General features: G+C 42.3%; 17 protein-coding genes. 8 read left to right on the top strand and 9 right to left on the bottom strand.

What is annotated here, in order from left to right:
* The first annotated feature begins 27 nt into the window (after window positions 1-27).
* The 5 genes from RTN07_RS02395 (at window position 28) to RTN07_RS02375 (ending at window position 2,894) form a co-directional block, all read left to right on the top strand.
* Window positions 28-636 carry a cob(I)yrinic acid a,c-diamide adenosyltransferase gene (locus RTN07_RS02395; RefSeq protein ID WP_312175324.1) on the top strand — a complete coding sequence of 203 codons (609 nt, stop codon included), beginning with the start codon at window positions 28-30 and terminating at the stop codon, window positions 634-636.
* 57 nt (window positions 637-693) lie between these two features.
* Window positions 694-1,410 (top strand): ABC transporter ATP-binding protein, encoded by a 717-nt coding sequence (locus RTN07_RS02390; protein WP_219333230.1) that lies wholly within the window; start codon window positions 694-696, stop codon window positions 1,408-1,410.
* A complete protein-coding gene (locus tag RTN07_RS02385) occupies window positions 1,407-2,225 on the top strand; it encodes an ABC transporter permease (RefSeq protein ID WP_312175320.1) in 819 nt (272 codons plus the stop codon). The genes RTN07_RS02390 and RTN07_RS02385 overlap by 4 nt, the downstream gene beginning before the upstream one ends.
* Window positions 2,226-2,335: 110 nt before the next feature.
* Window positions 2,336-2,608 (top strand): LysE family transporter, encoded by a 273-nt coding sequence (locus RTN07_RS02380; protein WP_312175319.1) that lies wholly within the window; start codon window positions 2,336-2,338, stop codon window positions 2,606-2,608.
* 13 nt (window positions 2,609-2,621) lie between these two features.
* Complete coding sequence (locus RTN07_RS02375; protein WP_312175317.1) at window positions 2,622-2,894, top strand: LysE family translocator; 273 nt, start codon at window positions 2,622-2,624, stop codon at window positions 2,892-2,894.
* A gap of 4 nt (window positions 2,895-2,898) precedes the next feature.
* On the opposite strand, the gene RTN07_RS02370 is transcribed toward RTN07_RS02375, so the two are convergent.
* Genes RTN07_RS02370 through RTN07_RS02360 form a run of 3 tightly spaced genes read right to left on the bottom strand, consistent with a single transcriptional unit; the run spans window position 2,899 to window position 5,781 of the window.
* Window positions 2,899-3,105: a hypothetical protein gene (locus tag RTN07_RS02370; protein WP_312175315.1), complete on the bottom strand. Its 207-nt coding sequence runs from the start codon at window positions 3,103-3,105 to the stop codon at window positions 2,899-2,901.
* A gap of 24 nt (window positions 3,106-3,129) precedes the next feature.
* The gene (locus RTN07_RS02365; RefSeq protein WP_309595987.1) at window positions 3,130-4,428 is read right to left on the bottom strand and encodes an adenylosuccinate synthase; all 1,299 of its coding nucleotides are present in this window, start codon (window positions 4,426-4,428) and stop codon (window positions 3,130-3,132) included.
* A 57-nt stretch (window positions 4,429-4,485) separates the two neighbouring features.
* On the bottom strand, window positions 4,486-5,781 hold the full coding sequence (locus RTN07_RS02360) for an ATP phosphoribosyltransferase regulatory subunit (RefSeq protein ID WP_312175312.1): 1,296 nt from the start codon (window positions 5,779-5,781) through the stop codon (window positions 4,486-4,488).
* A gap of 318 nt (window positions 5,782-6,099) precedes the next feature.
* Between RTN07_RS02360 and RTN07_RS02355 the strand changes: the two genes are divergently transcribed.
* From RTN07_RS02355 to corA, 3 genes are all read left to right on the top strand, one after another.
* Complete coding sequence (locus RTN07_RS02355) at window positions 6,100-6,693, top strand: glutathione S-transferase N-terminal domain-containing protein (RefSeq protein WP_312175309.1); 594 nt, start codon at window positions 6,100-6,102, stop codon at window positions 6,691-6,693.
* A gap of 44 nt (window positions 6,694-6,737) precedes the next feature.
* Window positions 6,738-7,121 (top strand): DUF2237 family protein, encoded by a 384-nt coding sequence (locus RTN07_RS02350; protein ID WP_050324360.1) that lies wholly within the window; start codon window positions 6,738-6,740, stop codon window positions 7,119-7,121.
* Between the two features lie 507 nt (window positions 7,122-7,628).
* Window positions 7,629-8,789, top strand: coding sequence for a magnesium/cobalt transporter CorA (corA, locus tag RTN07_RS02345; RefSeq protein ID WP_312175429.1), 1,161 nt, complete (start codon window positions 7,629-7,631; stop codon window positions 8,787-8,789).
* 89 nt (window positions 8,790-8,878) lie between these two features.
* Here the strand turns inward: corA and RTN07_RS02340 are convergent, their stop codons facing one another.
* The 6 genes from RTN07_RS02340 to ilvC form a co-directional block, all read right to left on the bottom strand.
* Window positions 8,879-9,514: a hypothetical protein gene (locus RTN07_RS02340; protein WP_157797019.1), complete on the bottom strand. Its 636-nt coding sequence runs from the start codon at window positions 9,512-9,514 to the stop codon at window positions 8,879-8,881.
* A 207-nt stretch (window positions 9,515-9,721) separates the two neighbouring features.
* A complete protein-coding gene (locus RTN07_RS02335; RefSeq protein ID WP_076776032.1) occupies window positions 9,722-10,654 on the bottom strand; it encodes an electron transfer flavoprotein subunit alpha/FixB family protein in 933 nt (310 codons plus the stop codon).
* A gap of 83 nt (window positions 10,655-10,737) precedes the next feature.
* Window positions 10,738-11,487, bottom strand: a complete 750-nt coding sequence (locus tag RTN07_RS02330) for an electron transfer flavoprotein subunit beta/FixA family protein (protein ID WP_219331180.1) — start codon at window positions 11,485-11,487, stop codon at window positions 10,738-10,740.
* Window positions 11,488-11,956: 469 nt separating this feature from the next.
* Window positions 11,957-12,169 carry a cold-shock protein gene (locus RTN07_RS02325; protein WP_007116781.1) on the bottom strand — a complete coding sequence of 71 codons (213 nt, stop codon included), beginning with the start codon at window positions 12,167-12,169 and terminating at the stop codon, window positions 11,957-11,959.
* A 211-nt stretch (window positions 12,170-12,380) separates the two neighbouring features.
* Window positions 12,381-12,932, bottom strand: coding sequence for a hypothetical protein (locus RTN07_RS02320; RefSeq protein ID WP_312175302.1), 552 nt, complete (start codon window positions 12,930-12,932; stop codon window positions 12,381-12,383).
* 135 nt (window positions 12,933-13,067) lie between these two features.
* The gene (gene ilvC, locus RTN07_RS02315; protein WP_007116783.1) at window positions 13,068-14,084 is read right to left on the bottom strand and encodes a ketol-acid reductoisomerase; all 1,017 of its coding nucleotides are present in this window, start codon (window positions 14,082-14,084) and stop codon (window positions 13,068-13,070) included.
* Window positions 14,085-14,109 lie beyond the last annotated feature (25 nt).

Here is a 14,109-nt window from a genome sequence, read left to right as displayed (position 1 = left end):
CATATTTCACACTTTAAGGTCTCTACAATGGGCAATCGATTATCAAAGATTTACACCCGAACGGGCGATGACGGCACCACTGGCATGGCGGATGGTTCACGGGTGTCTAAGGCAGACTTACGCTTTGACGCCATGGGCAAAACTGACTTATTAAACTCACAAATCGGTTTATTGCGGGGCTATCTTAGTCAAGATAACCATACTCAAAATAGCCAATCCCACCCTAACCACGCCCAACTCAACCATGCCCAATTTGATGCCAAACTAAGCCGCTTGCAGCACCAGCTTTTCAATCTAGGGGGTGAGCTTGCTATGCCCGAATACCGCGGGATTTTGGCAGAGTATGTGATAGAACTTGAAAATCAAATTGATGAGTGGAACACCCATTTACCACCCCTCAAAGATTTTATTTTGCCTGCAGGCACCATTGTGACCAGCCAAGTGCATATCGCTCGCTGCTATTGCCGAGACGCTGAGCGCTTACTCGTGGCATTAAACTCGCGGGATGATAATGTCTCACCAATTAGTCTGCAGTTTATCAATCGTCTGTCCGATTGGCTGTTTGTATTGGCGCGCGTCGTTGCTCGGTTGGATGACGGTCAAGAAGTGCTTTGGGATAAAACCACCTTGTCATAACTCTATCACGATACTTTAAAAACGCTGTCCATTAAAAAAACTATACTTTAAAAAGCTATGTTACAATTTGACCAACTGTCTTATCAAATCGACAATCGAACACTCATCAATCATGTTTCAGGTGAAATCCATGACCATGACTTTATTGTAATCACGGGACAGTCTGGCAGTGGCAAATCGTTACTGCTAAAGCTACTAGCAAGCCTACTACCTATGTCAGCAGGTCACATCACGTTAAACGGAAAAAATTTGACCGATTTGACGCCGGCTATTTGGCGCTCACAGGTTGCCTATATTGCGCAACTAAGTGAGATGATTGAGGGCAGCGTCTTAGACAACTTGAGCCTGCCCTTTAGCTTTGCACTTTATAAAGACAAAAAATTCGATGTATCTTGGCACGAGCAGCACCTAGTTAACCTTGGCAAATCACCCCAGTTTTTACAGCAAGATAGCCGCAGCTTATCGGGTGGCGAAAAACAACTTGTTAATTTATTACGCACGCTACAGTTGCACCCGACCATTTTATTACTCGATGAGCCTACCGCCTCCCTTGATACCACCACCACCCACCAAGTCGAAACATTGATTAACCACTGGTATCAATCCACCCCCAATGCTACCGTCGTGTGGATCAGCCATGAACCGACCCAAATTCAGCGCTTATTGGCGATTGGCACTAGCCACTGGACGATGGCTAATGGTCAATTGAGCAATCACAAGTTAACGGTGGATAGCAAAGTACCCGCATCCGTAGCACAAGGGAATCAGCGATGATGATGTTAGCTAGCACCATGCCCGCTATCTCCTACCTACAAGTGGCGCTGGCAAGCCTGGCATTATTACTGGTAATGGCAATCAGTGTTTGGTTAAAATTGGGTATCGTCAAACCCCTGCTCATTGCAAGTTTTCGCACGATGGTTCAACTAAGCCTAATTGGACTGGTACTTGCGTGGATTTTTGCCAGAGAGCAATGGTATGAAGTGTTGGCGATTTTGACTTTTATGTCGATTGTCGCCACTATCGCTGCCAAAAATCGGGTTAAAAAGCCTTATCAAGGTTTATTTTGGGATACGGCATTGGCGGTGTTTGTCAGTAGTTGGGTGGTAGTTATATTTGGTGGTGGGTGGGTGCTGTCAGACAACGCTGCTACATGGTTTCGCCCGCAAGTGATGATACCGTTATTGGGGCTGATTTTAGGTAATTCATTGACCGCTGTCTCACTCTCTATGAACCAACTTGTCAGCAGTTTTCATCGCGAACAAAGTATGATTAATACTTATTTGGCATTGTCCGCCACGCCTTGGGAAACTGCAAAACCCTACGTCATTGCTGCCATTCAAAATGGCATCACACCGACGATTAACAGCATGATGGTGGTGGGGGTAGTGAGCTTGCCGGGTATGATGACAGGACAAATTTTGGCAGGCGCAGACCCGCACCAAGCCGTGCTTTATCAAATTATTACCCTATTTTTAATTGCCACCAGCAGTACCTTAGGGTGTACAATAGCGACTTTGCTGATGTTTCGACGGTTTTTTAACCCGCAATGGCAGTTTGTCATTCCACCGTCTGCCAAGGCATCTGACTAACCGTTGATTGGCTATCTTTCACTTATTTACTAAAAATTCTAATGACCCTGCAAAATTTCTTATTTTTTTTAATCAGTACTTGCCTTATCTCTGCAGCGCCTGGCTCTAATATGCTGTTAGCGTTCCAATTTGGTGTCAATTATGGCATCAAAAAAACCCTGTGGACGTTAGCAGGGCTGAGCATGGGTTTATTTATATTACTGACAACGTCACTGTTAGGGCTAGGACTTATCAGTACCAATGCGCCTTTTTTGCTGACCATTATCAAAGTCGTGGGCGCGCTGTATTTAGCCTATCTTGGGATAAAATCTTGGCGCGAAGCTGACAGCGAATTGCACAGTGACCAGTTACAGGTCATACCGACCCCCCGCGCAACTTTTTAAAACAGGGGTTTGGGTGTCGTTGTCCAACCCCAAGGCGATTTTGTTTTTTGCCGCATTTTTCCCCAAATTTATCAATTTTTCCGCGCCTTTATTGCCGCAATACCTCATGCTCACGGTGGGGTTTTTTATGATTGAGATAACGTGGCAGCTGGTTTATACCATGAGCGGCAAAAAACTGTCGGATTGGCTGCAATTGGGCAATCGCTTGATGTGGCTCAATCGATTATGTGGCTTGATATTTATCATCATTGCCATCGCGCTTATTACTGAGATTTTTTGGCATTAGCGGTTCAAAAAAAATAGCGACGGGCGATATCGACAATCAATTTGAGCGCTATGAGGGTGAGTAGATACGGCAGGATTTTTTCTAGCCAGTCTAAACGGATTTTATGGCGCAGTCGGGTACCAAGCCATGAGCCTACCAAAAATTGCCAAAAATAGGTAAAGTCTAAGGCATCCCGACCAAACCAAGCGCGCGATAAAAAACCCGACGTCACATCGGGTTTTTTGATGAATAAGGGTTAGGCATCGTACGGGTCGCGTAGTACGATGGTTTCGGCACGGTCAGGACCTGTTGAGATAATGTCAACGGGACACTCGATAAGCTGCTCAATGCGTTTGATGTAAGCTTTGGCATTTTCAGGTAGCTTGTCATACTCTGTCACACCCACAGTGCTAGTTTTCCAACCTGGCAATGTTTCGTAGATGGGTTTGACATTCTCGTAAAACTCCGCATCGCTAGAGCCGCAAACTTCCCCACTTGGTAACTCATAACCTGTGCAGATATTGAGCTGTTCAAGGTCATCTAACACATCAAGCTTGGTCAAGCAGATACCAGATAGGGAGTTTAGTACCACAGCACGGCGTAGAATCGCTGCATCAAACCAACCACAACGACGGGCGCGGCCCGTGGTAGCACCAAATTCTTGACCCACAGTACCGATGTGCTCACCGATATCATCAAATAACTCAGTTGGGAAGGGACCCGCCCCCACGCGCGTGGTGTAAGCTTTGGTGATGCCCAATACATAGTCAAAGTACAAGGGTCCAAGACCGGTGCCCGTCGCCACGCCGCCAGCTGTGGTGTTTGAGCTGGTAACGAAGGGATAAGTGCCGTGGTCAACGTCAAGCAACGTACCTTGCGCACCTTCAAACATTAAGTTTTTGCCTTCTTTGCATAGCTTGTCAAGCTCGCCCGTCACATCAGCTACCAAGTCTTTTAGCGCATCACGCCATTCTTCTGCCAGCTTTAAGGTCGCCTCAAAATCAACTGCGTCCACCCCATAATATTGGGTCAAGGCAAAGTTATGAAACTCAAGGTTAGTTTTTAGTTTATCGGCAAAGTCAGCTCGCAACAAGTCAGCAAAACGCAACGCACGGCGCGCTACTTTATCTTCGTAGGCAGGGCCGATACCACGACCGGTTGTGCCAATTTTGTTGTTACCACGTTTGACTTCACGGGCTTGGTCAAGCGCTACATGCTGTGGCATGATCAGTGGGCAGTTGGGTGAAATACGAAGTCGCTCACGCACAGGCACGCCTGCTTCAACCAGTGATTGCATTTCTTTTAATAGCGCGTCTGGGGCTAGCACCACGCCATTACCGATGTAGCAAGTAACCCCTTCACGTAGAATACCTGATGGAATCAAATGTAATACGGTTTTTTTACCGCCAACGACCAAAGTGTGACCGGCATTATGACCGCCTTGATAGCGCGCCACCGCACTGGCTTTTTCAGTCAATAAGTCAACGATTTTGCCTTTACCCTCATCGCCCCACTGGCTACCAAGGACAACGACGTTTTTTCCCGTATGTTTCATGATAAGTCACCTTTTATCAAAGTAATTGCTAAAAACAAGTTTACAACAGCTTAAAAATTAATTCTCTGCCAAATGCTCTAAGTACCAAACCCCATTCGCTACTTGCAAGCGATGGGTGGTTTGCTCAGGTTCATCGGTCTCATCCAGCGCAATCATCACCCGATGCCCTTCTTGGCGTAGTGAGTCAATCGCTTGTTTGAGCGCTGGCGCATCAGGATGATTGGGTACATGTAAAATAGTTTGTACATGGCTATAAGGCACCACGGTAAAAGGCTGCTCATGTACCTGGATATGATTTTGCCAACGGTTTAGCTCGCAGCTAAAGCCAACGCCCGAACGCACGGCATCGGTATTATCAACTTCATGATGAAAATGATTGCTAAAACGACCACCACGAATCAGCGGCAATGACTCATCTGCCACGTACACATTAAAGACAACGCCTGTATGATAGTGATATCCCAATCCTGTGACATCGACACTGACATTGGCATCCCAGTGCTCTTCAAGATGGCTCACCAAATAAGTCAAATCAGACAAGGCTTTGGCAATGATAGCATCGTGTTTGGCTTGAGTTGAGAGTCGTTCGCTCAGTTTTTGCAAGTCATTACCTGCCTCGCCAAGCACATAAAAATCGTTGGCAAGTTCGCCAAACTGGCTCATTTTGCTGGTCAAAAGTTTCAGCTCAGGTAACGCTTTATTAGCGTAAAGCTCAATTAGTTTTTCTTGCAGATGCGTAGGTACACTGGCAAGCTGGCAAAGCTGCTGAAAAATCGCCACATGCCCAATATCAATATGCGAGCGTGCAATCACATCCGTGCTATCTAACAAGGTAAATAGCACATCTAATAGTTCCACTTCACTGGCTAGTGAGTCGGTACCAAAAATCTCAGCGCCCAACTGTAGTGGGGTGCGCGAACCAAATAAGCCTTTTGGCATGGTATAGATTACATGCCCTGCATAACAATAGCGAGAAATTGATTTTGATGGGTTACTAGTGTCTTGATTATTGTGAAGACGCGCATCAATCCGCGCAATTTGTGGGGTGATATCTGCGCGTACCCCCATGAGCCGACCGGTTAGCTGATCAATGATTTTAAAAGTTTGTAATTTAACATCTTCAGACGCATAGCCGAGCAAGCTTTCGGTATATTCAATCATAGGCGGGCTAATAAATTCATAGCCATGGCTGATTAAAATACGGGTCAATTGATAACGCAGGGTTTCTTGCTTTACCGCTTCGGTTGATAGTAAATCGACAACCCCATCAGGTAATAGCCAAGTATTTTTTGTATTAAGATAAAAAGCAGACTGATTTGCCACATTTGTGGAATTTGATGCTAAATTTGACACAATAAATCCTAAGGATGATTAAATGATATATCACTAGACATGACAACAAGCGGCCATATGAAAACATAGACCATGAATTACCATGTAAAATCATAGAATAATCGATGAGAAGGGCACTTACAAAAATAAAATAAGCAAAGAATAAAATAAGGGCACTTTTCCTTTTCATTGTATCATAGCTTCACTGGGGTTAGGCATTTTTTTATTGCCCAATTTTTTATGCTACACTCCTATAAAATTTTATTGAAACTTATTTATTGAAACTTATTTATTAAAACTTACAGCCATGCAACCAGTATAGGGAAATCCAATTCACCCATGAAACTCTTTGTCTCAACTACTTCCCCTTTCGCCCGTCTCGTGATGGTCGCCTGTTTACGCCAGCAAATCGATGCCGAGCTTATATTTGTCATGCCTTGGGAAAACCCACAAGAATTATTAGCGGTCAACCCTTTTAGCCAAGTACCTGCCCTGCTCACCGATAAGCAATTACTCATCACAGAAAGCAGTGTGATTTTGGCGCACCTGATGCCGCAAATTTTCGCTGATGAAAAATCTGCTGCTTTAATAAGCCTGAGCCTCGGCATTATCAACCAAACTGTTCGCGCCTTTGCTACCGAGCGCTTTCAGCCATCAAGTGCTACCCCACATCCATTTATTGAGCGCTCAACCAGTCTATTGTCGAATTTACTTCCCAATGCACCACAGCTCGATGCCCAAAGCGATGCGCTCGGCCAAATCTTCTTTGGCATTGCCTTAGGGCATTTAAAATTACGTTTGGCTGAGGTGTTTGACAAGGCAGTAAGTGAGGCCAATAAATCAGCACTTGAGCAATTCTATCAGCGAGATTTTATGCAAAAAACTCAGAGTACTGCTTTAGAAAAACTACCAACATCTATCTCTCAACTTTAGCCAATCATCGATATAACCCAATCAAAACGTCAAAAGAGCTCACTATGTCCTATCATCCAAAAGCTGAATTAAACCAAACCAATGTACTGGGTACCGCACTAGCGAGTTGCTGTTTTGACCCATTAACAGGTTATTATCGAAATGGTTTTTGCCATACCGGCGCTGGTGACGTCGGTTTACACACGGTTTGCGCCAAAATGACCCGAGAATTCTTGGAATTTTCTGTTGCCAAGGGCAATGATTTGGTGACCCCTTTACCCGAATTTGGTTTTCCAGGGCTGCAGCCCAATGATTTTTGGTGCGTGTGCGCCCTGCGCTGGGTGGAAGCATTGGATGCAGGGGTTGCGCCGCCGCTTAAGCTTGCCGCATGCCATGAGAGCCTCTTAGAGTTAGTAAATATAGAGATACTGCAGCAGTACGCTATTTAAGGCGATAGTGAAAAAATGCCCGTTGCTAAGTGCATGGTTAACTAGATTCAACTAGGTTTTAGCGGTCTTGTCACGTATAATTATCTTGAGATTGTCATTTTTCACTGTTATCATTATCCATCTAATTTTAGCCGTATGATTGCATTGTCAATGCATGACTTCTTTTTTTATTCGTTTAAAAATCACTGAGAATTACAAAATAGCAAGAACACACAGGCGCATTTGCCTATTTTGATGTTTACTTGCTGTTTTGTGGTTGCTACCTTTTAGTACTTTGATAACGACTGGACACATTTATTCGATCTGATACAACTCTTTCAAATCGTGATAGCGAGGTTTTTGGTTATGACGCCACCCCACCAAAACAAAAATTTATCTGAACGCAGCGACGATTTATTAGAGCACCCCACTCAGACGACCCAGCACGTCACTCTGCCGTTAGCCTCGACACTTAATCCGCCACATGATATGTCGTCGGATTCTTTTACCCTTGCCAACGCTGATGTCATGTATGATGAAATCGCGGATGAAGAGCTCGATTTGCACGGTGACGATAGTTATATCTATGGCGAAGATTATGACGATGACGGCACTGTCGAAGTCTACGCACCTACCGATGTACCACCCCCTGAGTACAACCCTGAAGCTGAAATCACCGAAGATCGCTTTAAAGGGAAAAATGAGATTGCCAACTGCTTTGCCTACTCTCGTAAATCTGGGGAAAAAATCGGCGAGATTGAGCTTGATGATGTGCGCCGCGAATTATCCAACAACAACGTATTTGTTTGGGTAGGACTGCATGACCCAAGTATCGAAACCATTCGAGAAGTTCAAGAGGCATTTGACTTGCACGAACTTGCCATCGAAGATGCTTTTGCTGAACATCAACGCGCCAAAGTTGAAAGCTATGGTAATGATAGCGTGTTCGTGGTGGTACGAACCGCCAAATTGACCGAAAACACCATTCGTTATGGCACTACGGCCATCTTTATGGGCAAGCAATATATTATCACTATTCGTCAAGGTGCCTCTCATAGCTACCAAAGTGTGCGAGATTTTTGTCATCGCCGACCAGAAAAATTGCGCCTTGGACCTATCTTTGTACTGCATGCCATTCTAGACTTTATCGTCGATAACTATTTACCTATCACTGAAAAATTAGGGCGTTATTTGCGTGAGCAAGAACGGGAAATTTTCTCTGAAAACTTTAACAAACATACACTGCGCAATTTGTATGAATTAAAATCACAGCTCGTGCATATGCGTGCTGTCATCTTACCCGTACAAGATATCTGTAATTTTTTTATCAATCATAAAAAGACTGATTTGATTCCAAGTTTCCCTAGCCAAGCCAAACCGTATTTTCGCGACGTCAATGACCATCTACTGCGTGCGCTCGATGCGGTCAATGGACTCAACGAAATGCTCAGTGTTGCCATGGATACTTACATGGCAGTGGTAAATACGGGTCAGAATGATGTGGTACGAAAACTTGCCGCTTGGGCAGGTATCCTCGCGGTTCCGACCGCGGTCGCAGGGATTTATGGGATGAACTTTGAAAATATGCCTGAACTAAAAATGCATTATGCCTACTATGTCTTATTAGCCGTTATTTTGACCATTTGTTTCACGCTTTACTATCGATTTAAAAAGGCAGGTTGGTTATAAATTTTATCTTTAATTATAAAAGCTTAACAGATGATGCTGTTAGGTTTTTTTATTATTGGTTTATAAATTTATCAATTAAACACTATTCTCTAAACAGTAATTAAATTAAACAGCTCATCAATTTCTTCTTTCAAATGGTACATTTCGGTGTCATTCCATTTTTTGGATAAATGGCTGATGGGCAAAATCACACAGTGTAAATCGCGATAAGTAATGGCGTTAAATGTATTTCTCACAAGAGTTTTATTGGCTTCTCGCTCAAAATATTTAATGACATCCATATTTTGGGTAATGATTAAAACAGGTTTGAGAATACCATATAGCCAATCAAATAGATGCGTACGTTTATGCTGGGGGCTTAGTAAAGTCTTCTTAGGGGTGATAACACTATAAAGATAAGTTTCAATCACAGGATGATTTGAGATTTCATCAATCAAATTTTGCTGAAATATATGGTTGCGATTCCACTGTAAATCATCATTGTAGCTCGCGATGTCATAATGCTCAGCAAACGATTCACGATCAAACCCTATGTCATCATGCCAAATACTTGCATCAAACACGTCTAAATTAACTTCGCGCGCTGGATTGTAGCCGACCATCATAATTTTGCAATTAAGGGGGGACCCTGAACAGATAAAGGGACGTACTTTCACATTGTCTAGTTGCTGCTCGCTAAGCAGCTGCTGCATCTCTGTACGGAATTTTTTTAAATCCATTTTCACGATTTATTTCCAAAAAATTTACTATCAATAAAATCCCATAATTTTTATTATATTACCTAGTCGCTATACAACAATCAATATACTTTTAGCGATAATTAAGTCAGTGCTTAGCCAGTAAATAGCAAATAAAAAAACCTCAAAAAGCATGAGGTTTTTTTATATTTATCGCCTATATATTTATCGCTTAGTAGCTGATGATAGCGGCAATTACAATTTGCTAGTTAGTTCTGGCAAGACTGTAAAAATATCACCTTCTAGGAAATAATCAGCCACTTGAGAGATTGGTGCTTCTGGGTCATTGTTGATGGCAACGATAACTTTTGAATCTTTCATACCTGCCAAATGCTGAATGGCACCTGAGATACCTGCGGCAATGTATAGGTTTGGCGCGACAATTTTACCTGTTTGACCCACTTGTAGGTCGTTTGGCACATAACCTGCATCAACTGCGGCACGTGATGCACCCATCGCAGCGCCTAGTTTATCAGCGAGTGGCTCAATATATTTGGTGAAGTTTTCACCGCTGCCTAATGCACGACCACCCGATACAACAATCTCTGCAGCCGTTAATTCTGGACGATCAGATTTTGCTAACTCTTCACCGACAAATTTTGATTTGCCCGCATCTTCGCCTGCGCTTACTTGCTCTATACTGGCTGCGCCACCTTCTGCTGCCGCTGCATCAAATGCGGTGGCACGAACTGTGATAATTTTTTTGCTTTCAGTATCTTTAACGGTTGCAATGGCGTTACCTGCGTAGATTGGACGCTCAAATGTCTCTGCATCAATCACAGCGGTCACATCAGTTAGCATATTGACGTCTAACAAAGCGGCAACGCGTGGTAAGAAGTTTTTACCTGTTGTTGTCGCTGGTACCACGATATGGCTATAATCACCTGCAAGCGATACCACGAGTTTAGCGACGTTTTCAGCCAGTTGATGCTCAAAAGCAGCATTACTTGCGCAAAGCACCTTTGACACCCCCGCTACTTTAGCGGCTTGTTCTGCTACGGCTTCACAGCCAAGACCTGCAACTAATACAACGATATCGCCACCGATTTTGCTTGCTGCCGTTACGGTGTTGAGTGTTGCTTTTTTCAGCTCTTTATTATCATGTTCTGCATATACTAAAATTGCCATGAGATTTTCCTTAATATTTGATAATCGCTATCGTTAAATGACGAATTAAATTGAAGGTAGTTAAATGATTAGATAACTAATAATTAGATAACTTTAGCTTCGTTTCTTAATTTATCGACCAACTCGTCAACCGATTTAACTTTAACACCCGCTTTACGCTCTGCAGGTGGCGTTACTTTTACGATTTGAATGTTACTAGCGGTAGAAACACCATAATCTTCTGGTTTTTTCTCTTCTAATGGTTTTTTCTTCGCTTTCATGATGTTAGGCAGTTTGGCATAACGTGGTTCATTTAAACGTAAATCAGTGGTGATAACCGCAGGCAATGATAACTGAACGGTTTGTAAGCCACCATCGATTTCACGTGTTACATTGACGCTACCACCTTCGACTTTTACTTGTGATGCAAAGGTTGCTTGACCTACATCTAATAATGCCGCTAGCATTTGACCTGTTTGGTTGTTGTCATCATCAATCGCTTGTTTGCCTAGTAAAATGATGTCAGCAGCTTCAGCTTGTGCAATCGCTTTTAAAATTTTTGCCACTTGTAGTGGACGCACAGTGTCGGTAGTTTCAACTAAAATACCACGATCTGCACCCAGTGCCATTGCGCCACGGATTTGTTCTTGTGCTTCTTTTGGACCGATAGATACAACAACAATTTCAGAGACCACGCCCGCTTCTTGTAGGCGTACAGCTTCTTCCACAGCAATCTCATCAAATGGGTTTACAGACATTTTAACATTGGTTAAGTCAACACCAGTGTTGTCCGCTTTTACACGAACTTTTACGTTATAGTCAACTACACGTTTAACAGCAACTAATGCTTTCATACGTTCCTCGTTTGTTATATGAATTAAAAAAGGAGGATAAATCCAAGTATCCCCAGTCATGATAAAATGAACATCCTATTCTTCTTAACTTAAACTAGCTTGGTGAGCTAACTTAGCAAGCTAAAAAGAATAGTTATACTGTGAATACTCACAATACCCATTATCTTCGTTAATAATATATGTTGCGATAACTTACCCAACAAATCAAGAAAATCCTATGAATTTTAAGTCATAAAAAAATGGTTGGAAAACATCAAAAATTCTTGAATTTTTCGAATATATCATAACTAAAATAATTAGGGAAATTTTTTAACTAAATATTCAACATACAATGTCTCGTGTTTGATATGAATATGGAACACAAAACAAACGCGCAAAAAAAAACAACCTATCGTCTGGTTGTTTTTCTTTATTGCAAGCTAATTAAGATAAGCAGTTAATAAACAAACAATTAAGCTTGTAGTTATTATTATTGTGCTTCGATTTGTTCGGCTTGTGGGCCTTTTTGACCTTGGCTCAATACGAAGCTCACACGTTGACCTTCTTTAAGTGTTTTAAAACCTGAACCTTGGATTGCACTGTAATGAGCAAAAACGTCTTGACCGCCATTGTCTTGAGCGATGAAGCCGAAACCTTTGCTCTCATTGAACCATTTTACAGTACCAGTAGCTTTATCTGACATAAAAAATCCTACATTAAAAATTAACTATGTTATCTATAACGCTTGCAATTACTTAGGTAAATACAGGGTGTTATAAATTGTCATCGCCAAAAGTTTGTTAAGTGTATTTTAGCGAATAATGACAGTATAGCCTAGTTTTAGCGTTTCACCTACTATTTTTTGAATTTTTTACCACAAAGTTACAATTAAAAAGGGATTTAAATTGACTTTATTAAGCTAGATTAAAGGCAATAACACCGTTCATCAACATATTGATAAATATCGCAATGCTGGTCACGATAATCACCAGTGAAAATGATAGGCTATAGTCCATATATTTGATGGGCATACTCATGTCATCGACATCTTTAATATCGCCCGCCTGATCTTTAAGTAGATAAAATCCATAAATCCAACCAAATATGCTATACAAAATATAGGCAAATGGCACAACTTTGGCAATGCTGCTGAATGCGCCATAATATACGGCGACCACAGATACCATAAGCCACACAGTTTCTAATATGGAGCTCACACTAAATAACATCGATTGCGGCAGTTTTCCTAAGTTTTTCTTCAAAACAATGGATTCATACGCAATCAGTAGGGCGACAATTAGCGTACCCACCAGATAAATTGCTTGCCAATTTAACGTATAGCTATCCCCCATCAGGTGATTCAAAGGATTTGCCAATGTAGGCAAAGCACTCATACCGCTAAAAGTGTGTAACAAAGTTGCAGTCGACAACTGCCAAACAGACGCTATATTCAAAACAAATCTCATAAACTTTACATCGATACCCATTATTTTATACTAAAAAACCCTGTCCATGTAAATTTACACAGTACAGGGTTATTGTCATTTTATTGTTTTACCAATTGAGTATGATACCATTGGTAAAAATAACTGAGTGCAAAACTAGTTTTTCTCTTTGTCGATGATTTTGCTTGAGGTAATCCAAGGCATCATACCGCGAAGTTTGGCACCTGTTTTTTCGATTTCATGCTCAGCGGTTTGACGGCGGCGCGCTGTCATTGATGGATAACCTGACATACCTTCAGCGATAAACATTTTTGCATATTCGCCTGATTGGATACGTTTTAGGGCATTGCGCATCGCTTCACGTGATTGGTCATTAATAACTTCTAGACCTGTTACGTATTCACCGTATTCTGCATTGTTACTGATTGAGTAGTTCATATCAGCAATACCGCCTTGGTACATCAAGTCTACAATCAATTTTAATTCGTGTAGACATTCAAAGTAAGCCATTTCTGGGGCATAACCTGCTTCAACCAAGGTTTCAAAGCCCATTTTGACCAGTTCAACCGCACCACCACACAATACCGCTTGCTCACCAAATAGGTCCGTTTCAGTTTCGTCTTTGAACGTTGTTTCGATGATACCTGAACGGCCACCACCGACGCCCATCGCGTAAGATAACGCGACTTGTTTGGCTTGACCAGAGGCATCTTGGTAAACGGCGATTAAGTCGGGAATACCGCCGCCTGTGGCAAATTCGTTACGCACAGTATGACCCGGTGCTTTTGGTGCAATCATGATGACGTCTAGGTCTTTGCGTGGTACCACTTGGTTGTAATGGATTGAGAAACCATGAGCAAACGCAAGCGTTGCACCTTGTTTAATGTTTGGCTCAATCACGTCATTGTAAAGTTGTTTTTGGAATTCATCAGGGGTCAAAATCATAACTAAGTCAGCTTGCTTGACTGCTTCTTCTACTTCAGCCACTTTTAGACCGGCATTTTCTGCTTTTTTCCAAGATGATGAATCTTTGCGCAGGCCAACTGTGACATCAACACCGCTGTCTTTTAGGTTTAATGCATGGGCGTGACCTTGTGATCCGTAACCGATAATCGCAACTTTTTTGCCTTGGATGATTGATAGATCACAATCTTTATCATAAAAAATGTTCATAACTATTTCCTTGTGTAAAAAACAA

Origin of the sequence: Moraxella sp. CTOTU46934 (assembly GCF_031979465.1) — a bacterium.
Lineage (GTDB): Bacteria > Pseudomonadota > Gammaproteobacteria > Pseudomonadales > Moraxellaceae > Faucicola > Faucicola tetraodonis.
This window is presented reverse-complemented; position numbering and strand designations above follow the sequence as displayed.

Excerpts from the sequence above, each read along its gene's own strand:
- RTN07_RS02320 (WP_312175302.1), bottom strand. The coding sequence starts at position 12,932 with ATGAGATTTGTTTTGAATATAGCGTCTGTTTGGCAGTTGTCGACTGCA.
- RTN07_RS02355 (WP_312175309.1), top strand. The coding sequence starts at position 6,100 with ATGAAACTCTTTGTCTCAACTACTTCCCCTTTCGCCCGTCTCGTGATG.
- RTN07_RS02350 (WP_050324360.1), top strand. The coding sequence starts at position 6,738 with ATGTCCTATCATCCAAAAGCTGAATTAAACCAAACCAATGTACTGGGT.
- RTN07_RS02365 (WP_309595987.1), bottom strand. The coding sequence starts at position 4,428 with ATGAAACATACGGGAAAAAACGTCGTTGTCCTTGGTAGCCAGTGGGGC.
- RTN07_RS02330 (WP_219331180.1), bottom strand. The coding sequence starts at position 11,487 with ATGAAAGCATTAGTTGCTGTTAAACGTGTAGTTGACTATAACGTAAAA.
- RTN07_RS02385 (WP_312175320.1), top strand. The coding sequence starts at position 1,407 with ATGATGATGTTAGCTAGCACCATGCCCGCTATCTCCTACCTACAAGTG.
- ilvC (WP_007116783.1), bottom strand. The coding sequence starts at position 14,084 with ATGAACATTTTTTATGATAAAGATTGTGATCTATCAATCATCCAAGGC.
- corA (WP_312175429.1), top strand. The coding sequence starts at position 7,629 with ATGTATGATGAAATCGCGGATGAAGAGCTCGATTTGCACGGTGACGAT.
- RTN07_RS02395 (WP_312175324.1), top strand. The coding sequence starts at position 28 with ATGGGCAATCGATTATCAAAGATTTACACCCGAACGGGCGATGACGGC.
- RTN07_RS02325 (WP_007116781.1), bottom strand. The coding sequence starts at position 12,169 with ATGTCAGATAAAGCTACTGGTACTGTAAAATGGTTCAATGAGAGCAAA.
- RTN07_RS02380 (WP_312175319.1), top strand. The coding sequence starts at position 2,336 with ATGCTGTTAGCGTTCCAATTTGGTGTCAATTATGGCATCAAAAAAACC.
- RTN07_RS02390 (WP_219333230.1), top strand. The coding sequence starts at position 694 with ATGTTACAATTTGACCAACTGTCTTATCAAATCGACAATCGAACACTC.
- RTN07_RS02335 (WP_076776032.1), bottom strand. The coding sequence starts at position 10,654 with ATGGCAATTTTAGTATATGCAGAACATGATAATAAAGAGCTGAAAAAA.